The following is a 19,488-nucleotide window of genomic DNA, read 5'->3' on the forward strand; positions in this document are numbered from 1 at the left end:
CGTGAACACACCTGACAACGGTGTCCGTTCCACCAGCGGACCCGTCGTTGCTCTGGTGCCTGCCGCCGGTCGTGGCGTGCGTCTGGGTGAATCGACACCCAAGGCGTTCGTCACGGTCGGCGGCAGGCCCATGGTCCGGCTCGCCGTCGAAGGCCTGATCGCCTCCGGCGTGGTCGACCGGATCATCGTGATGGTTCCCACCGAGTTCGTCGACAGCACCGTTGCCCTGCTGCCGCCCTCGGATTCGGTCCGCGTGGTCGTCGGCGGCGCCGAACGCATCGACTCGGTGCGCGCGGGTATCGTCGCCGCGCCCGATGCGGGCTACTTCCTCGTACACGACGCCGCCCGAGCGCTCACGCCGCCCGCGCTGATCGCCCGGGTCGCCGCGGAGCTGCGCGCGGGGCGCTCCGCCGTGGTTCCCGGGCTCCCGGTCGCCGACACCATCAAGGCGGTCGATGCGGCCGGGGCGGTGACCGGCACTCCGGATCGCGCTCAATTGCGTGCCATCCAGACGCCGCAGGGTTTCGCGGCCGATCTCCTGCGCTCCGCCTACGCGATCGAGGGCATCCAGGCCACCGACGACGCGGGGCTGGTGGAGCGGCTCGGTGCCACGGTCACCACCATTCCCGGCGATCCGCTGGCTTTCAAGATCACCACTCCGCTCGACCTCCTGCTCGCCAACGCGGTGCTCGACGGCGCGGACATCGGCCGGGTGGTGGCTCCGTGACCATGCGCGTCGGCATCGGCAGTGACGTCCACCCCATCGAGGCCGGTCGGCCCTGCTGGATGGCGGGTCTGCTGTTCGACGGTGACGACGGCTGCGCGGGCCACTCCGACGGCGACGTCGCCGCGCACGCGCTGTGCGACGCCCTGCTGTCCGCGGCGGGACTGGGCGATGTCGGCGCCGTGTTCGGCACCGGACGCCCGGAATGGGAAGGCGTCTCCGGGGCGGCCATGCTGAAGGAAGTGCGCAGGCTGCTCGGCGAAGCCGGCTTCGAAGTGGTCAACGCGGCGGTGCAGGTGATCGGCAATCGGCCCAAGATCGGGCCGCGGCGCGCCGAGGCGCAACAGGTGCTCGGCGAGCTGCTCGGCGCCCCGGTTTCGGTGTCCGGCACCACCACCGACGGTCTCGGGCTGACCGGCCGCGGCGAGGGCGTCGCCGCCGTGGCGACGGCTCTGCTGCAAGCGTGTCGTTGATCCTGCTCCGGCGGACCAGAGCCGGTCCGTGAACGCCCTTTACCACCAGCTAGGATCGACTGCCGTGACGCTGCGCCTCTTTGACACCGACACGCGGACCGTGCGCGAATTCGCGCCGCTGGTCCCCGGCCGTGCTTCGGTGTACCTCTGTGGCGCCACCGTACAGGGTGAGCCGCACATCGGCCATGTGCGCAGCGGCGTCGCGTTCGACGTGCTGCGACGCTGGCTGCTCGCGCACGACTTCGACGTCTGGTTCATCCGCAACGTCACCGATATCGAGGACAAGATCCTGACCAAGGCCGCCGAGGCGGGCAGGCCGTGGTGGGAATGGGCCGCCACGCACGAGCGCGCCTTCGATCGCGCCTACGAGGAGCTCGGGGTGCTGCCGCCGTCCGCGGAGCCCCGCGCCACCGGCCACATCACGCAGATGGTCGAGATGATGCAGCGGCTGATCGATCGGGGTCACGCCTACGCCTCGGCGGGCAATGTCTACTTCGACGTGGTGAGCTACCCCGAGTACGGCAAGCTCTCCGGCCACAAACTCGATGACGTGCACCAGGGTGAGAGCGCGGGCGAGGGCAAGCGCGACCCACGTGACTTCACCCTGTGGAAAGCCGCCAAGCCGGGCGAGCCGACCTGGCCGTCGCCGTGGGGGCCGGGTCGCCCCGGTTGGCACCTGGAATGCTCCGCCATGGCCGAGTTCTATCTCGGCGCCGAGTTCGACATCCACTGCGGCGGTATGGATCTGGTGTTCCCGCACCATGAGAACGAGATCGCCCAGTCCAAGGGCGCCGGCGACGGCTTCGCCAGGTACTGGCTGCACAACGGCTGGGTCACCATGGGCGGGGAGAAGATGTCCAAGTCCCTGGGCAACGTGCTCTCGGTGCCGAACGTGCTGAGGAAGGTCCGCGCCGTCGAACTGCGGTTCTACCTGGGCAGCGCGCACTATCGCTCGATGCTGGAGTACTCGGACAAGGCGCTGTACGACGCCGCCCAGTCCTTTCAGCGGATCGAGGCGTTCGTGAACCGGGTGTTGGACCGGGCCGGGGAGATCCCGGTGGGCAAGTGGACCGACGCGTTCGCCGCCGCCCTCGACGACGATCTCGCGGTGCCGAAAGCGCTGGCCGAGATCCACCGCGTGGTGCACGAAGGCAACAAGGCATTGGAGGTCGGCGCGATCGACTCGGCCCGCGACATGGCCGGTCAGGTGCGGGCCATGCTCGGCATCCTGGGTGTCGATCCGCTCGACCCGCACTGGTACGCGCCGAGCGACTCCTCGGCCGCGCTCAGCGCACTCGACGTGCTGGTCGGCGCGGAACTCGACCGTCGCCAGCAGGCGCGGGCCGCGAAGGACTGGCCGACCGCCGACGCCGTGCGCGATCGTCTGCAGTCGGCGGGCATCGAGGTCACCGACACGGCCAACGGTCCCGAATGGGCGCTGGGCGCACCGCAATCCGGAAAGGCCAAGTGATGGCAGGCAATTCGCAGCGCCGAGGCGCGGTGCGCAAGACCGGCACCAAGAAGGGCGCGGTGGTCGGCTCCGGCGGCAAACGCAGGCGCGGGCTGGAGGGACGCGGCGCGACGCCGCCCGCCGAGAAGCGGACCAAGCATCCCGCCGCCAAGCGAGCCGCCGCGAAAGCCAAGGCAGCCCACGGTACGTCCGCACGCGGCGGTGCGGCCGCGCGGCCCGCGGGACGCAGGACCGATGACGGTCCGGAGTTGGTGCTCGGGCGCAACCCGGTGGTGGAGTGTCTGCGCGCGGGAGTGCCCGCGACGGCGCTGTACGTCGCGGTCGGCACGGAGAACGACGACCGATTGACCGAGAGCGTGCGGCTGGCCGCCGACTCGGGCATCTCCATCCTGGAGGTGCCGCGCACCGATCTGGATCGGATGAGCGCCAATGGATTACACCAAGGCGTTGCCTTGCAGGTGCCGCCGTACCGCTACGCCCATCCCGACGATCTGCTCGATCTGGCCCGGAAATCGGCGGCTCCCGCGCTGCTCGTCGCGCTGGACAACATCTCCGACCCGCGCAACCTCGGCGCGGTGATCCGTTCCGTGGCGGCTTTCGGCGGCCACGGGGTGCTGATTCCGCAGCGGCGCAGCGCGAGCGTCACGGCAGTGGCCTGGCGTACCAGCGCGGGCGCCGCGGCACGGCTTCCGGTCGCCCGGGCCACGAATCTGACCCGCACACTGAAGGATTGGGCCGCGCAGGGCGTTCAGGTCGTCGGCTTGGACGCGGGCGGCGACACCACCCTGGACGAGTTCGACGGACGCGAGCCCACCGTGATCGTGGTCGGCTCGGAGGGCAAGGGCCTGTCCCGCTTGGTCCGCGAGACCTGCGACGCGGTCCTGTCCATTCCGATGGCCGGTCCGGTGGAATCGCTCAACGCCTCGGTAGCCGCCGGTGTGGTGCTCTCGGAAGTCGCCCGGCAGCGCCGGATTTGATCGCGAGGATGTTCCGCCTCTTCGGGGCTTCAGGCTGTATCAGCGGGTGATGCGGATTGCGTTCAGGTCCCGTATCTGGTGCGACTTCAGTTCTGGGCCTGCTGACGAGTTACCCCCAGCATCGTGAACTTCGCCCCGCGCGGTCCGGTGATCTAACCTGAATAACGATGCGCAACGACCGATTTCGTACGCACATGGGTAACTCCTCGGGTACGCCCAGTACTGAAGCGGACCCAACGCAGGACCTGAACGCAAATCTTGCGTTACCTGACTAGTACGGCCTGAAGACACGGAGAGGCGGATCAGCTGGTGGTGATACCCAATCAGCCCATCGGGCAGCCGATCGAGCATCCGAACGCGTCGGCGGTGTTGTTCCTCGGCGCGGGAAGTGTCCTCTGCTGCGGCGTGCTGGGGCCGGTGGCATGGGCACTGGGTCGGCGGGCGCTCAACGACATCGAGGATTCGCTCGAAGCGGCCGCGAAAGGCACCGGTCCGGTGCAGCCGTACGGCGGCCGGGCCCAGGTGATGGTCGGTTACATCCTCGGCATCATCGGCACCGTCTTGATGATCATCTTCGCGCTGCTGTTCCTGTTCATCCTGCTCGGGGGCAACGCATAACGAGCGCAGCCGGAGGAAGTCCGCCCGCGGCAGCGCCGAGCGACGATTGGGATGGTCGCAGCAGGCCGCGGCCGGGCGGGCCTGAGGTGGCCCGCAGAGGGCTGCGCAGGCGGACGGAGCCCGCGCTGGGCCGAGTGCGGTCGGGCAGCCACCTAGTCCAGGCTGGGCCTCTCGCGCTCACCGGCGGCGTCCCAGGCGGGCCATTCCGTGCTGACACTGCCGGACCAGCTCGGTTGTCGGCGATCCCGGAACGCGGCCATGGCCTCACCGCCGTCGATGCTCTTGGCGGCGTGCTGGTTGAGGTCGGTTTCCAGCTGACCGACCACGGCCGGGCTCATCCCGAGCCCCTCCCATAGCAGCCGCTTGGATAGCGCGACCGGGAGCGGGGCCGAGCCGTTGGCGATGTCGTGCGCGACGGCCAGCGCCGTCGGTAGCACCTCGCCGCCGGGCAAACAGCTGTTCGCCAAGCCCATCGCCTTCGCCTCGTCGCCGTCGAAGGTGCGTCCGGTCAGCATGATGTCGGCGGCGTTCGCCATGCCGATCAGGCGGGGTAGCGTCCAGTGCGCGTATCCGTCGGCGAGGACGCCGCGGCGGACCTGGTTGAGCCCGTAGACCGCGTCGCGCGCCATATATCGTAGGTCGCACTGCAGGGCGAGGGCCAGGCCGATGCCGACCGCATGCCCGTTCACCGCCGCGATCACGGGTTTGCGCACCCGCCACGGGGGCGGATCGATGGTCGCGCTGACCTCGCCCACCCGATTGGATAGGTCCGCCCCCGCGCAGAACGCGGGCGGGGTGCCGGTGACGACGACGGCGCGGATGGCGTCTTCCGCATCGCAGCGCTGGAGGGCGGCACCCAGTTCGGCGGCCATCGTCGGCGTGAAGGCGTTCTGCTGAGCGGGACGGTTGAGCGTGAGCACGGCGACGCCTTGGGAGACATCGACGTGCAGTTCCGAACTCATGCCCAAGGATGTTAGCCGACGGGCGCAGCTCACCCCAGGCCGTAAATTTTCGGCTATCCGCGCAGGACTTTGCGCCCGATCGCGTACTTGTGCACTTCGGTGGGTCCGTCGTAGAGCCGGAAGGCGCGCATGTCCCGGAAGATCATCTCCACTACGGTCTCGTCACTGATGCCGATGCCGCCGAGCACCTGCACGCATCGATCGGCGACCCGGAACAGCTCCTCGGAGACGAACGCCTTCGCGATCGAACTCTCATGCCGTGCCTTCTCGCCGTTGTCCATCAGCCAGCACGCGTGCCAGATGGTGAGCCTGCACTGGTGCAGCGCGATCTCGTTGTCGGCCAGCATGAACGACACGCCCTCGTGCTCGCCGATCGGCTTGCCGAACGCGGTGCGGGTGCGAGCGTGTTCCACCGCGATGCTCTGTGCTCGCTCGGCCGCGCCGAGCCAGCGCATGCAGTGGGTCAGGCGGGCCGGCGCCAGCCGGAGCTGGGCGTAGCGCAGCGCTTGGCCCGCCTCGCCGAGCAGCGCCTCCCTGGGCAGGACCAGGTTGTCGAAGCGGACCACACCGTGCCCGGCGACGTAGTTGCGGTCCATGGTGTTCATCGTGCGTTCGATGACGATGCCGGGCTGGTCGCCGTCGGTGAGGAACAGCGTGGGGCCTTCCGGCAGATGCGGATTGGGTGCGAGCCGGGCCATGATGATCCAGGTCTTCGCGCCATTCGCGCCGGTGATCAGCCATTTGCGGCCGTTGATGGTGAAGTTCTCGCCGTCGAAGACGGCTTCGGTGGCCAGCTGCGCCGGGTCGGACCCGGCGCCGTCGGGCTCGGTCATGGCGAACACCGAGCGCTGCTGTCCGGCGACAACGGGTGCCAGATAGCGCCGCACCTGATCGGGGTCGGCGACCTTGGACAGCAGGAACATGTTGCCCTCGTCGGGCGCCGCGCAGTTCATCGCGATCGGGCCGAGCGTCGACCAGCCCGCCGCCTCGTAGATCACCGCCTGCTCGAGGTGGGACAGTCCGCGTCCGCCGAGCGATTCGGGCGCCTGGACGGTGAGCAGCTGCTCGGCGCGGGCGAGTTCGACGAGTTCCTGCCGCAGATCGTCGGTCGGGCCGTGCGCGGTGAGGCGTGGGTCCCGCTCGTACGGGACGATCTTGTCGATGACGAATCGGCGGACTCGGTCGCGTTCGGCGGCGAGTTCGGCGGGAATCGCGAAGTCGATCATCGTTGGTCACCATTCGTTCGGGGGCGCGATCGGGTCGAGCATACGAAACCCACCGGAAGTGACTGAAGGCGGCTGCCCTCAAAATCTCACCCGGTGCTCGGCAAGGCCGCTGAGCTGCGGTGACTATGGCATTCGGGTCGACGTCACGGCGCACGGTCGCGGTCATCGAGAACGCGGCTCGAGGCGGATCGATCACACGCGCCTCCCTCGGCATGTTCCGTAGTGCGACACCGTGACGGAGGCTGTGCGGCCCGCTTGCCCTGCTACCGCGCGCCGGGGCAGGCGGCGCTCCAGCGCATGGGTGAGCCGATGTGGACCGCGGGCGGCGGCAGCAATGCTCGCGGTCGCTCAGCGAGCGCGAGCCAGGCGGCGGTGGCGGGTTCCGAGTATGCGGCAGCCGAGGTAGATCAGGAACGAAATCGTGGTGACGAACGTCGAGACCGGGACGCCGGGCGCCAGCGACAGCAGAATGCCGCCGACCGCGGCGATTTCGGCGAACACCACGGCGAGCACGGTGGCCCGCACCGGATTCGCGGTGAGCTGGGCCGCGGCGGCGGCCGGGGTGATCAACAGCGCGAGCACCAGCAGCGCCCCGACGATCTGCACGCCGAATGCCGCCGTAATGCCGAGGAGCACGGCGAACACGATGGACAGCGCGCGCACCGGGACCCCGCGCGCCACCGCCACCTCCGGATCGGAGCTGGCGAACAGCAGCGGCCGGTAGACGAACGCGAGCACCGCGATCACCCCCGCCGTGCATACCGCGAGCAATCCGAGGCCGTTGTTGCCGACGCTGACCACCTGGCCGGTGAGCAGCGAGAACTTCGATCCCGCACGGTCGGGCCCCAGCCACAGGAACAGCACCGAGAGTCCGAGCCCGAACGAGAGCACCACCGCGATCACCGAATCGCGCTCGCGCGCACGGGTTCCCAGCAGACCGAAGAGCACCGCGGCGACCACGGACCCGGCGATGGCGCCCAGGCCGACGCCGATACCGGCCAGCAGCGCCGCGGCGGCGCCGGTCAGCGACAGCTCGCTGGTGCCGTGCACGGCGAAGGACATCTGCCTGCTGATGATCAGTGGACCGATCACCCCGGACAGCAGCCCGAGCAGCGCCGCGGCCAGCAACGCCTGCTGGACGAAGCCGTAGGACAGCAGGTTCGTGGTGGTGCCGAAGTCCAGCATCTTCGTGAGGACGCCGGAAAGCTTGTCGATCACGACCGCACTCCGCTCGGATCCTGCCGCGCCGCCGACCGGGTGGCATCGCCGCTGCCGTCGCCGTCGACCGGGTCGGCCGCGCCAGTGGTGGAAACAGGCGGCGCTGTGCCAGCCGAAGGAGTCGCGTTGTCGTCGATCTCCGGGCGCCTGGATGTTCCGTTTCCTGGTGCCGAGTCGCTCGGCGTCAGTCGCGTGGGCCCGGCCCTGTTGGTTGCCGGATCGCCCGTGATCGCGGGCGCGGTTGTCAGTCCCGCGGTCGCCGGGCCAGCCGTCGCCGAGTCGCTCCGTGCCGGGTGACCCGACTCAGTGGTGTCGGTCGCCGGGCCATTCGGTGGTGCGGGCGTACCGCCGTCTGTTCTCGGATCGCCAGGTCGCGTGCCCCTGCCAGGAGACACCGGATCGCTGGACCCGGCGACGCCGGACGCTGCGGCGCCGTCTGATGCCGAGACGCCGGGCGCGAACCCGTCGCCCGCCGCGCCATGGCAGTGCCCGCCCGCGGTGCCGAGCGCGTCCATCGTGTCGCCGGTGCCGACGACAACCAGACGCCCGCGCACCCGCAGGACGTCCACCTGGGTCCGGTACAGCTCGGAGAGGACCGCCGAGGTCATCACCTCGTCCGGCGTTCCGATCCGGAATTGCCCGTCGACGAGGTACAGCACCCGGTCCACCAGCGGCAGAATCGGATTGATCTCGTGCGTCACGAACAGCACGGCGGTGTCGTGGGTGCGCCGCCGCCGGTCGATGAGCTCGGCGACCAGTCGCTGGTTGGCCAGGTCCAGGCTCAGCAGCGGCTCGTCGCACAGCAGCACCTTCGGATCGCCGACCAGGGCCTGCGCCACCCGCAGTCGCTGCTGCTCGCCGCCGGACATGGATTCCAGTGGCGCGTAAGCGAAGTGCTGCGCGCCGACGTCGGCGATGGCCGCGGCCACCTTGCGTCTGCGTTCGGCGCGGGAGCGCAGGCCGAGGCCCCAGCGGTGCCCGTCGACGCCCAGACCGACGAGATCGACGCCGCGCAACTGCACTCCGGCGTCGATCGTCTTCTGTTGCGGCACATAGCCGATGTCGTGATTGCCGGTGCGCGCGGGCGCCCCCGCGATCCGCGCCGTGCCCGCACTCAGCCCGAGCTGGCCCAGCAGCACCTTCAGCAAGGACGTCTTGCCCGATCCATTCGGGCCGAGAACGGCGACGAATTCGCCGGGAGCGACACGGAGATCCAGCCCATCCCAGAGGATTCGATCGCCGAAGGACAATCGGGCCGATTCCAGCCGGACGACGGCCGAGTCGTCCGCACGGCTCGCTCGCCGCCGGTCGACCCGGTCGGTGTGCTCGGTCAGCGCGGCTCCCTTGTTCATCTGCTCAGCCCAGCGCGGTGGCCAGCGCCTGCGCGTTCTTCGTCTGCCACTGAATGTAATCCACACCGTCGGGCAGGGTTTCGGAAACCTCGACCACCGTGATGCCCGCGTTCTGCGCGGTGCCCCGCAGATCCTTGGTGATCTTGTCCTCGGTCTGCACGTTGTAGATCAGCGCGCGCACCCGCTTGCCGGTGAGCAGGTCCTGGGTGGCCGCGACGGCCGCCGGAGCCGGATCGGTCTCCTGCTCGATGGCCTCCTGGAACTCGTGCGGGGTGAGGTCATCGGCCCCGGCGGCGACCAGGAGGTAGTGCGCGATCGGCTCGGTCTGCAGCACCGGCGTTCTCGGGTGCTCGGCGGCCAGCTTGCCGGTGATCGCGGTGATCGCGGCGAGCCGGTCCTTGAACGCCTTCGCGCGCTCGGCGTAGGCCGAGGCCTTGTCCGGGTCCAGTTCGCCGAGCTGGGTCGCGATCCCGTCGGCCACCACGCCGACGGTGCGCACGTCGTACCAGATGTGCTCGTTCTCGTCGCTCTTGTCCACCCGGACGGCGAAGGCGTCCACGGTGCGCTTGTTCGTGCCCGCCACCGCCTTCTCGGCGAACTCGTCGTAACCGCCGCCGTTGTACACCACCAGGTCGGCGTCGCTGAGCTCGGCGGACTCCACGGCCGAGGTCTCGTGCGAGTGCGGGTCGGCGGACGGATCGGTGATCAGCGACCGGACGGTGGCGTCGGGGCCCGCGATGGCGGCGGCGATATCGCCCCACACGTCGGTGGAGGCGACGACGGTGGGCCGGTCCGAGGCGCTCGAGTCGCCGCAGGCGGCGAGTGTCACGGCTGAGGCGATCCCCACGGCGAGGCTTACGCATCTCATGGCAAATCCGGTATTCACGTGGGGGCACTCCTGGCAGTCCGGCAGATCAAAATGGAAATCGTTCCCGTTTAACTCTAGCAAAGCAGGTCAAACGGTAGATTCCGGCAGCCACGCGGAAACGAAAGACGAAGGGCCCGTGAACGATTCCTCGTTCGCGGGCCCTTCGAGCGGTTTGCTACGTCAGACCAGCGCGGCCTCCACCGGCTGTCCGAGCAGCTGCGCGCACCGCAACAGGCCGAGATGGCTGTAGGCCTGCGGGTGGTTGCCGAGCGAGCGTTCGGCCACCGGGTCGTATTCCTCGCTGAGCAGTCCGGTCGGGCCAGCGACGTCGACCAGCTGGGCGAACAGCGCCTCGGCGTCCGAGCGCTTCCCGATCAGCAGGTACGCCTCGACCAGCCAGGCCGCGCACAGGTGGAACCCGCCCTCGCCGCCGGGTAGTCCGTCGTCGTGGTGGTAGCGGTACACGGTCGAACCGCTGCGCAGCTCGGCCTCGGTCGCCACGACGGTCGCCGCGAACCGCGGGTCGGACGGATCGATCAGGCCGCTCAGCCCGATGTGCAGGGTCGCGGCGTCCAGGTCGGTGCCGTCGTAGGCCGCGGTGTAGGACTGCACCTCGTCGTTCCAGCCCTTGGCCTTCACCTCGTCGGCGATGGTGTCGCGCAGCACCGGCCAGTCCGGGTCGACCTCGCGATCGAACTTCTGCGCCAGGGTCAGCGCCCGGTCGACGGTGAGCCAGCCCATCACCTTCGAATACACGTGGTGGCGCGGGTTGCCGCGGATCTCCCAGATGCCGTGGTCGGGCTCCTGCCAGCGCCGCTGCACGGCCGAGACCATGGCGCACACCAGCTCCCAGTCGGCGTCCGGCAGCACGCCCGTCGGATCGGTGACGCCGCGCAGCTCCCTGGCGTGCGCCAGGGTCGCGATGAGATCGACGATCGGACCGAAGACGTCCAGCTGCACCTGCATGTTCGCCGCGTTGCCGACGCGCACCGGGCGCGAGCCCGCGTAGCCGGGGAGCTGGTCGATCGATGCCTCCGGCGGCAGCGTCTCGCCGTAGAGCGTGTACAGCGGGTGCAGGCGCTCGGGCCCGGGGATCGTCTCCAGCACCCGGTGCACCCACCCGAGGAAGTTCTCCGCCTCGGCGAGCGAGCCGAGCGAGACCAGCGCGGACGCGGTCAGCGCCGCGTCGCGCAGCCAGCAGTAGCGGTAGTCCCAGTTGCGGACGCCGCCGATGTCCTCGGGCAGCGAGGTGGTGGCCGCCGCGAGGATCGAGCCGGACGGGGCGTGCACGAGACCGCGCAGGGTGAGCGCGGAACGCTTCATCAGGTCCGGCTTCAGCGGCGGCAGCGTGAGCCCAGCGGCCCATTCCGACCAGTAGCGCTCCGCCTCGCGTCGCCGCTCCGCCTCACTGGTCTGGGCGGGTTCGAGATCCTGGGTGCCGCAGCGCAGTTCGAGGACGATCGGGCCGCGCGACGGGTCCACCACGGCGCGTGCGGATTCATGGGTGCCGTCGGTGACGATCTCCCACTGCACGCCAGGGGACCGCAGCACGATCGGATCGTTGGTGCCGTACACCCGCAGCCCGCCCTCCTGGGCCTCCAGGTTCACCGGAACCTGACCGAACTCCGGTCGCGGGGCGAAGGTGACCACGGCCTTCGCGTCGCCGGTGATCACCCTGGTCAGATCGGTGCGGGTCGGCGCGACGTCGTGCGGCAGGTAGTCGGTGACCTGCAAACTGGCCCATCGGGTTTCGACGGTCATCGTGCCGTCGACGTAACGCTGCGAGAGCGGAAGGCCCGGCCGCTCCGGCTCGATGGTGAAGTGACCGCCCTGCGGGCCGCCGAGCAGGTGCGCGAACACCGCGGCCGAGTCCGGTTCCGGGTGGCAGAACCAGGTCACCGTGGCGTCGGGGGTGAGCAGCGCGACCGAGCGCGGGCTGGCCAGCATGGTCAGCCGCTCGATGCGCGGGGCGCTCGCTCCGGCCAGCCAGGTCCGCCGCTCCTCGAGCAGGTAGGCCAGTGCGCAAGCTACGGCCTCGGTGCTGTCCACCCGGAATTTGGCCAGGCTCTCGCCGTCGCCGACCTTGATGCCGACGTCCGGACCCGACAGCACCCGGAACGCCTTTTCGTCGGTGACGTCGTCGCCGAAGAACACCGCGGCCGAGGCGCCCGCCTGGTGGCGCACGGTGTCCAGCGCGGTGCCCTTGTCGGTCTGCACCACGGCCAGTTCGATGACGGCCTTGCCCTCGGTGACCTGAACGCCGAACCAGCACGCCGGGCCGAGCCGGACCTGCGAGAGCGCGCGATGCCCGATCTCGGGGCTCGCGTTGCGCACGTGCAGGGCCACACTGGCCGGTTTGATCTCGACCGTGACGCCGGGATTGTCCGCGGCGATCTTGTTGAGCGCCGACTGCAACTCTTGGAGCAGATGCTTGGCGTCGTTGTCGATCGCGTGGACGAAGCCCACGTCGAATTCCGAGCCGTGGCTGCCGATCAGTTGCACTTCGACCGGCAGGCGCGACAGCGCCGCGAGATCCCGCAGCGCGCGCCCGGATATCACGGCGGCGGTGGTACCGGTGAGGCCGGCGAGTGCCCGTAACGCGCTCACCGATTCCCGATGGGGAAAGGCTTTGGCCGGGTCGGACACGATGGGCGCGAGTGTCCCGTCGTAGTCCGATGCGACCAGCAGCCGTGGCACGCGCGCGACCGTCGACAGTGCACGGCGAAGTTCCAGTGGCAGATCCTGTGCGCTCACGCATCCAACCTAGTGATCGGAGGATTTTTTCAGGGGGCGGGCAAAACAATACTGGGTTGAATTTGCCGCACAGAAGAGCGCCGGTCCGCGTGCGCACGATAACGCACGTGTTGATCTCGCGTCCAACATATCCGCCCAGCTAACGGCAACGCGACCGGGTCGGGTGAGCTTCGTCGCAGTACAGGGGCAATTCGAGCCCGGCGTGGCGGCCGGGCGTCGAATTCGCTCGGTGTGCGCTGACCTGGCCCGTCGTCCGTTTACTGGTTGCGTTCGCCGAGCAGCAGGTCGACGGTCAGTTCGAGACGTTCGGTGACGTCGGTCGCGGAGGCCCGCCGGGTCAGCCAGGCCACCAGATTCGACAACCAGACATCGCTGATCACCCGCGCGATGGCCAGCTGCCGTTCGGTGGGCTCGCCGTCGTTCATGGCGCGCGCGAACACCCGGTCCATCACCTTGCCGACGCGGTCGACCTCGGCGGCGGCCGAGGCGTCGGCGAACATGAACGCGCGGGTCATGGCCTCGGTGAGCAGCGGGTCGCGCTGCATCATCCGGGTGATCTGGGTCAGCAGCAGGTGCATGCGCTCCTGCGGAGTCTGTCCGGCAAGCGGCTTGCGTTTGCCTTCGATCTGCTCGAATTCGCGCGAGAGCGCCGAGACCAGCAGGTGCACCTTGGACGGGAAGTACCGATACAGCGTGCCGACCGCGACGTCGGCGCGCTCGGCCACCGCCCGCATCTGAACCGCGTCGTAACCGCCCTTGGACGCCAGCGCCAGGGTCGCGTCCAGAATCCGCTTGCGCCGCTCGCGCTGCGCCGCCGAGCTCAGTTCGTCCTCACTGAGCGTGGTGACCGTTGCGGCGGGCAGTGCCGCGCTCGGGTCGGCTGGCTGCGAACGGGACGGACTGGCCATCGATGAAAGTCCTTTCCGGAAACGTCGTTTCGTCGGCCGCGTGCGCGGTCCGCCGCGGCGGCGATGGTCTCTTGACTTCCGCCCGGCTAGGATATTAGAACATGTTCTAGGTGTGGGAGTCACGCCGGAAAGGCGGTATGGAGTGTGACCATCGCCACCACTGACGAGCATAAAGCCGTTCAGGAGTCGATGCGCGGATGGGCGGCGTCGGTCCGTCCAATTGCAACAATGCGGACCGGTTCGGCCGACTTCTGGCGCGCCTACTGGCCCGCGCTCGCCGAGATCGGGATCTTCCGTGTCGCGGTGGCCGAGGACGCCGGCGGCGCGGGCGGGTCGGTCGCCGATCTCGCCGTTCTGCTGGAGCAGGCGGCGCACGATCTGGTCGGCGGCCCCGTGCTCGCAACGGCTTTGGCCAATCTGATCACCGCGGGCAGCCTGGACGAGGACCTGCCCTGCGGTGTCGCGCTCGACGTCGTTGTCGGTTCGACGGTGAGCGTACCCGCCGCAAGCGACGCGTTGTTGCTCACGGGTGCCTGGGATTCCGTGCTCGGCGCCGCGCCCGGCACCGCCGTGCTGCTTCCGGTCGAGCTCCCGCAGGGGCGGCGCTGGTGCCTCGTTCCGCCCGGCGCCGACGGCATGCGGGTGGAACCGCTCGCGCCGCTGGACCCGAGCACGCCGCTGGCGCGGGTGCAGTGCACGGACCTGCGCGTGCCCGTCGAGCGGGTGTTCGCCGCGCCGCACCCGGCCGAGGATCTGCTCGTCGCGCTGGTCGCCGCCGAACTGGCCGGACTCGCGGGCTGGTGCCTGGAGACCGCGGTCGAGTACGCCAAGGTGCGCGAGCAGTTCGGCCGCAAGATCGGATCGTTCCAGGCGGTCAAGCACATCTGCGCCTGGATGCTGTGCCGCACCGAACTCATCCGCGCCGTCGCGGCCGACACCGCGGCCGCCGTGGACGAGGGCGGCGCGGAACTGCCGATCGCCGCCGCCATCGCGGCCGCCATCGCGTTGGACGCGGCGGTCGACACCGCCAAGGACTGCATCCAGGTGCTCGGCGGGATCGGGTTCACCTGGGAACACGACGCGCACCTGTACCTGCGCAGGGCGGTGGCGCTGCGCCAGTTGCTCGGCGGTTCGGCGCGCTGGCGGGCCCGGGTCGCCGAGTTGACCCGGCGTGGCCTGCGGCGGACCACCGGCGCCGACCGGGTCTTCGCCGCGGAAGGCGTCGCCACCGTGGACGGCGACAACGCGCGCGAACTGGCCGCGGAGGTCGCGCGGATCGCGGCGCTGCCCGCCGATCGGCAGCGCGCGGCCCTGGTGGAGGCGGGACTGGTGATGCCGCATTGGCCGCGGCCGTACGGGCGCGGCGCCGACCCCATGACCGGCCTGATGATCTCCGAGGAACTGCGCCGCGCCGGGCTCGCCGCGCCGGACCTGGCCGTCGGCGGCTGGGCGGTTCCCACGCTGCTGCAACACGGCACCCAGGAGCAGATCGACCGGTTCGCCTGGCCGACCCTGCGCGGCGAGGTGGTCTGGTGCCAGTTGTTCAGCGAGCCCGAGGCGGGTTCGGACCTGGCCGCGCTGCGTACCACCGCGAAAAAGGCGGACGGCGGTTGGGTGCTGCGCGGGCAAAAGGTGTGGACTTCGCTGGGTGACAAAGCGAATTGGGGAATTTGTTTGGCTCGCACCGATCCGGACGCGCCCAAGCATCGCGGAATCACCTATTTCCTGGTCGACATGCGCAGCGCCGGACTGGAGATCCGCCCGCTGGTGCAGATCACCGGCGAGGCGCGATTCAGCGAGGTTTTTCTCGACGACGTATTCGTACCGGACGACTGTGTGGTCGGCGCGGTGAACAACGGATGGAAAATCGCGCGCTCCACGTTGTCGACCGAGCGGGTCGCGATGGGCGGCAATGGCATCGGGCCGGTACTGGAGGAACTGATCGCGAAATCCCCCGCGACCGGACCCGGTGCGGAACTGGTGAACGACCGGCTCGGCGGATTCGTCGCGGAGGCGATCGCCGGACTTTTGCTCGAGCAACGCGCCACGCTGAAGGCGCTGGTCGGCGCGGATCCGGGTGCGCAGAGTAGCGTACGGAAGTTGGTCGGGGTGCGCCACCGCCAAGCGGTCGCGGAATTCGCTGTCGAGACGGCAGGGCCCGTCGGCGCGCAGGATGCCGATGCGGCGAAGGAATTCCTGCTCACGCGTTGTCTATCGATCGCTGGTGGAACCGAGCAGATTCTGCTCACCGTGGCCGGTGAGCGGATTCTGGGGCTGCCTCGTGACGCGGATAACTAGTCATCGAGACAACTGGGAGAAAGACGTGGATTTCACCAGGGACGAGGGCCAAGACGCGGTGGCCGAAGTCGTCGTGAGCTTGATGGAGCACGAACCCGCACGCGATATGGAACTGTGGCCGAGACTGGTCGACTCCGGCCTGCTCTCCGTTCCGTTACCGGAGCGCCACGGTGGCGACGGCATGGGTCTGCTCGAGGTGTCCGTGCTCCTCACCGAGCTGGCTATGGACGCTGTCGCGGTACCGGCCCTTCCTACGCTCGGCTTCGGTGTGCTGCCACTGGTGGCCTCCGCGCCCGACAGCGTCCAGGCGCAGGTGCTGCCCGAGGTCGCCAAGGGCACCGTGCTCACGGCGGCGCTGAGCGAACCGGCGGCGCCGTTCATCGACAAGCCGGAGACCATCGCGGTCGCCAGCGGCAAGACCGTGCGCGTCAGCGGGTGCAAGATCGCGGTGCCCTACGCGGAGCAGGCACGCTGGCTGCTCGTGCCGACCAATTCCGGCATCGCGCTGATCGACGCGGATGCCGAGGGGCTCACCATGACGCCGACGCCGGTCTCCGGCGGCATCCCCGAATGCACCGTGCTGCTGGACCAGGTGGAGATTCCGGCCGACCAGCTGTGGCCGACCGGGCTGGGCGAGCTGCACCGGCTGGCGCTGGCCTCGATCGGCTCGGTGGCCGACGGGCTGCTCAAGGGCGCGATCATCCTGACCGCCGAGCATCTGCGCACCCGCAACCAGTTCGGCAGGCCGCTGGCGCAGTTCCAGGCGGTGGCCCAGCAGATCGCCGACCTGTACGTCGTCTCGCGGACCCTGCACGTCGCCGCGGCGTCGGCGAACTGGGCGCTTGCCCAGCAGGATGCGAGTCAGCAGCATCGCGAGCGCACCGACGACGACCTGGAGATCCTGGCCTACACCGTGGCCGCGGAACTGCCGACGGCCATGCAGAAGTGTCATCACCTGCACGGCGGTCTCGGCGTGGACATGACCCACCCGATGCATCGCTACTACTCGCAGGCCAAGGACATCGCCCGCTGGCTCGGCGGCGCGTCGTTCCGACTCGATCGATTGGGGGCAAGGTGTTCATCGACCTGACCGCCGAGCAGCGCCGGCTACGCGACGAGCTGCGCGCCTATTTCGCCCATCTCGTGACTCCCGAGGAGGAGGCCGAGATGGCGGTGAACCGGCACGGTGACGCCTACCGCGCGGTGGTGCGGAGGATGGGAGGCGACGGCTGGCTCGGCGTCGGATGGCCGAAGGAGTACGGCGGCCAGGGCTTCGGGCCGGTCGAACAGCAGATCTTCTTCAACGAGGCGGTCCGGGCCGACGTCCCGCTTCCGCTGGTGACCCTGCTGACGGTCGGCCCGACGTTGCAGCAGTTCGGCACCGAGGAACAGAAACAGAAGTTCCTGCCCGGAATCCTCACCGGAGACATCCATTTCGCGATCGGCTACTCCGAACCCGAGGCGGGCACCGACCTGGCGTCGCTGCGCACCTCCGCGGTGCGCGACGAGTCCGGGGACTGGATCGTCAACGGGCAGAAGGTCTTCACCACCGGCGCGCACGAGGCGGACTACGTCTGGCTGGCCTGCCGCACCGGCACGGCCGAGTCGCGCCACCGCGGCATCACCATCCTGATCGTGGACACCGCCGACCCCGGCTACTCGTGGACGCCGATCATCACCTGCGACGGCGCCCACCACACCAACGCGACCTACTTCGACAACGTGCGGGTGCCGGCGAACATGCTGGTCGGCGCGGAGAACGAGGGCTGGAAGCTGATCACGACGCAGCTCAACCACGAGCGGGTGAGCCTGGGTCCGTCCGGCAAGATCGAGCAGCTCTACGACCGGGTCCGGGACTGGGCGCAGTCGCACGGGGTGCTCGGCGAGCTCGACGTGCGGCGCTCGCTCGGGCGCATGCACGCCATGGTCCGGCTGAACGAACTGCTGAACTGGCAGGTGGCAGGGACGGACGACGGGGACCAGGCGCAGGTGATCGCCGACGCCTCGGCCACCAAGGTCTTCTCCACCGAGTCGCTGCAGGAGGCGGGCAGGCTCGCCGAGGAGATCGTCGGCCGCTATGGCGATCCGGCCGAACCGGACACCGCGGAACTGTCCACCTGGCTGGATCGGCGGACCAAGCAGAACCTGGTGGTGACCTTCGGCGGCGGCGTCAACGAGGTGATGCGCGAACTGATCGCCTCGTCCGGACTGCGGTTGCCGCGAGTCCCCCGTTAATCAGTGAAGGAGTCGCGCGTGCCGGAAACCACCACTCCGGAAGCGATCATCGCCGCGGCCGAGGCCATCCGAGCGGCGGGCGAGTGCGCACCCCGTTTCGGGCGTGATCCGGTGAACCAGCCGATGATCAGCAACTGGGTCGAGGCACTCGGCGATGCCAATCCCATCTATGTCGACGAGGCGGCGGCTCGCGCCGCGGGGCATCCCGGGGTCGTCGCCCCGCCCGCGATGGCTCAGGTGTGGACCATGTTCGGGCTCGGGGGTTCTCGGCCCGCCGACGACCCGATGGGTGCGGTCACCGCACTGCTCGACGCCGCGGGCTACACCTCCGTGGTCGCCACTGACTGTCAGCAGACCTACCACCGCTATCTCAATGTGGGCGAACAGGTTTCGGTGACCAGCAGGCTGTCGGACATTCGTGGTCCGAAGCGGACCGCATTGGGGGAGGGGTGGTTCGTCACCTTCCAGACCACCTGGCGTGTGGGTGACGAGGTGGTCGCCGAGATGCTGTTCCGGCTGCTGAAATTCGCGCCCGGCACCGCCGCGCCGAAACCCGCCGCGGGCGAGCGGGTCAAGCCGCTGGTCTCCCTGGACACCGAATTCTTCTGGGAGGGAACCAAAGTCGGCGAGCTGCGGATTCAGCGGCTGCCGGATGGAACGCTGCGGCATCCGCCCATTCCGGCCATTTGGCAGGACAAGTCGAAGCCCACCGATTACGTGGTCGCTTCCGGGCGCGGCAGCGTGTTCAGTTACGTCGTGCACCACGCGCCGAAAGTGCCGGGGCGGCAGCTGCCGTTCGTGGTCGCGCTGGTCGAGTTGGAGGAGGGCGTGCGCATGCTCGGGGAACTGCGCGGCATCGACCCCGCCGAGGTGCGGGTCGGCCTGCCGGTCGAGGTGGGCTTCGAGAAGCTGGACGACGAGGCGACCCTGCCGTTCTGGCAGGTGGTCTCGTGAATTCCACCGTGGAACCGGAGTCCGTGCGGGTCGGCACCGTGCTGCCCGAGCTGGTGATCACCGCCGATCCGACGTTCGTGATCAGCACTGCCCTGGCCACCCGGGATTTCCAGGACGTGCACCACGACCGGGACAAGGCCGTGGCCCGCGGCTCCAAGGACATCTTCGTCAACATCCTCACCGACACCGGCCTCGTGCAGCGCTTCGTCACCGACTGGGCCGGTCCGCGGGCGATTGTGAAGTCGCTCGCGTTGCGCCTGGGCGTGCCGCTGTACGCGGGGGACACGCTGACCCTCACCGGTACGGTGACCGCGCTGGAAGACGACGACATTCACATCGACGTGGTGGGCACCGACAGCCTCGGCGATCACATCACGGCCACGGCCGTCATCGCGCTGCGGAGGGCCGATAACGATGACCATGACTGAGCCGGCATCGCGCAGCGATTCG

The 19,488-nt window shown here is 69.4% G+C and carries 16 protein-coding genes and 1 pseudogene; 10 read left to right on the plus strand and 7 right to left on the minus strand.

Going from position 1 to position 19,488, the window contains the following annotated elements:
* The first annotated feature begins 1 nt into the window (after position 1).
* The 5 genes from ispD to ON34_RS01945 all read left to right on the plus strand — a co-directional run bounded on the left by ispD (position 2) and on the right by ON34_RS01945 (position 4,263).
* Positions 2-727: a 2-C-methyl-D-erythritol 4-phosphate cytidylyltransferase gene (gene ispD / locus ON34_RS01925; RefSeq protein ID WP_051022068.1), complete on the plus strand. Its 726-nt coding sequence runs from the start codon at positions 2-4 to the stop codon at positions 725-727.
* A gap of 2 nt (positions 728-729) precedes the next feature.
* A complete protein-coding gene (gene ispF / locus ON34_RS01930) occupies positions 730-1,197 on the plus strand; it encodes a 2-C-methyl-D-erythritol 2,4-cyclodiphosphate synthase (RefSeq protein WP_040773300.1) in 468 nt (155 codons plus the stop codon).
* A 64-nt stretch (positions 1,198-1,261) separates the two neighbouring features.
* Positions 1,262-2,668, plus strand: a complete 1,407-nt coding sequence (gene cysS, locus ON34_RS01935; protein WP_040773303.1) for a cysteine--tRNA ligase — start codon at positions 1,262-1,264, stop codon at positions 2,666-2,668.
* Complete coding sequence (gene rlmB / locus ON34_RS01940) at positions 2,668-3,645, plus strand: 23S rRNA (guanosine(2251)-2'-O)-methyltransferase RlmB (protein ID WP_040773306.1); 978 nt, start codon at positions 2,668-2,670, stop codon at positions 3,643-3,645. The genes cysS and rlmB overlap by 1 nt, the downstream gene beginning before the upstream one ends.
* 309 nt (positions 3,646-3,954) lie before the next feature.
* On the plus strand, positions 3,955-4,263 hold the full coding sequence (locus tag ON34_RS01945; protein WP_040773309.1) for a hypothetical protein: 309 nt from the start codon (positions 3,955-3,957) through the stop codon (positions 4,261-4,263).
* 152 nt (positions 4,264-4,415) lie between these two features.
* Here the strand turns inward: ON34_RS01945 and ON34_RS01950 are convergent, their stop codons facing one another.
* The 7 genes and pseudogenes from ON34_RS01950 to kstR form a co-directional block, all read right to left on the minus strand.
* Positions 4,416-5,225, minus strand: coding sequence for an enoyl-CoA hydratase/isomerase family protein (locus tag ON34_RS01950; protein ID WP_040773311.1), 810 nt, complete (start codon positions 5,223-5,225; stop codon positions 4,416-4,418).
* 53 nt (positions 5,226-5,278) lie between these two features.
* The gene (locus tag ON34_RS01955; protein WP_040773313.1) at positions 5,279-6,451 is read right to left on the minus strand and encodes an acyl-CoA dehydrogenase family protein; all 1,173 of its coding nucleotides are present in this window, start codon (positions 6,449-6,451) and stop codon (positions 5,279-5,281) included.
* A gap of 348 nt (positions 6,452-6,799) precedes the next feature.
* Positions 6,800-7,669, minus strand: a complete 870-nt coding sequence (locus ON34_RS01960) for a metal ABC transporter permease (RefSeq protein ID WP_040773315.1) — start codon at positions 7,667-7,669, stop codon at positions 6,800-6,802.
* Between the two features lie 488 nt (positions 7,670-8,157).
* Positions 8,158-9,021 (minus strand): annotated as a pseudogene (locus ON34_RS01965) (metal ABC transporter ATP-binding protein); the annotation flags it as partial.
* A 4-nt stretch (positions 9,022-9,025) separates the two neighbouring features.
* Positions 9,026-9,889: a metal ABC transporter solute-binding protein, Zn/Mn family gene (locus ON34_RS01970; protein WP_040773317.1), complete on the minus strand. Its 864-nt coding sequence runs from the start codon at positions 9,887-9,889 to the stop codon at positions 9,026-9,028.
* A 180-nt stretch (positions 9,890-10,069) separates the two neighbouring features.
* Entirely contained in the window at positions 10,070-12,643 is a 2,574-nt protein-coding gene (gene otsB / locus ON34_RS01975) for a trehalose-phosphatase (protein ID WP_040773319.1), read from the minus strand.
* 257 nt (positions 12,644-12,900) lie between these two features.
* Positions 12,901-13,551, minus strand: a complete 651-nt coding sequence (kstR, locus tag ON34_RS01980; protein WP_040773321.1) for a cholesterol catabolism transcriptional regulator KstR — start codon at positions 13,549-13,551, stop codon at positions 12,901-12,903.
* Between the two features lie 189 nt (positions 13,552-13,740).
* On the opposite strand from kstR, the gene ON34_RS01985 reads away from it, so the two are divergent.
* Genes ON34_RS01985 through ON34_RS02005 form a run of 5 tightly spaced genes read left to right on the plus strand, consistent with a single transcriptional unit; the run spans position 13,741 to position 19,466 of the window.
* On the plus strand, positions 13,741-15,849 hold the full coding sequence (locus tag ON34_RS01985; protein WP_245547849.1) for an acyl-CoA dehydrogenase family protein: 2,109 nt from the start codon (positions 13,741-13,743) through the stop codon (positions 15,847-15,849).
* A gap of 25 nt (positions 15,850-15,874) precedes the next feature.
* Positions 15,875-16,939: an acyl-CoA dehydrogenase family protein gene (locus ON34_RS01990; protein ID WP_040773326.1), complete on the plus strand. Its 1,065-nt coding sequence runs from the start codon at positions 15,875-15,877 to the stop codon at positions 16,937-16,939.
* Positions 16,924-18,084 carry an acyl-CoA dehydrogenase family protein gene (locus ON34_RS01995; protein WP_040773330.1) on the plus strand — a complete coding sequence of 387 codons (1,161 nt, stop codon included), beginning with the start codon at positions 16,924-16,926 and terminating at the stop codon, positions 18,082-18,084. Before ON34_RS01990 ends, ON34_RS01995 begins: the two co-directional genes overlap by 16 nt.
* Before the next feature lie 18 nt (positions 18,085-18,102).
* Positions 18,103-19,038: a bifunctional MaoC family dehydratase N-terminal/OB-fold nucleic acid binding domain-containing protein gene (locus ON34_RS02000; protein ID WP_040773563.1), complete on the plus strand. Its 936-nt coding sequence runs from the start codon at positions 18,103-18,105 to the stop codon at positions 19,036-19,038.
* Positions 19,035-19,466 carry a MaoC family dehydratase gene (locus tag ON34_RS02005; RefSeq protein ID WP_040773332.1) on the plus strand — a complete coding sequence of 144 codons (432 nt, stop codon included), beginning with the start codon at positions 19,035-19,037 and terminating at the stop codon, positions 19,464-19,466. Before ON34_RS02000 ends, ON34_RS02005 begins: the two co-directional genes overlap by 4 nt.
* Positions 19,467-19,488: the final 22 nt, after the last annotated feature.

It is taken from the genome of Nocardia pneumoniae NBRC 100136, from assembly GCF_000308755.1.
GTDB lineage: Bacteria > Actinomycetota > Actinomycetes > Mycobacteriales > Mycobacteriaceae > Nocardia > Nocardia pneumoniae.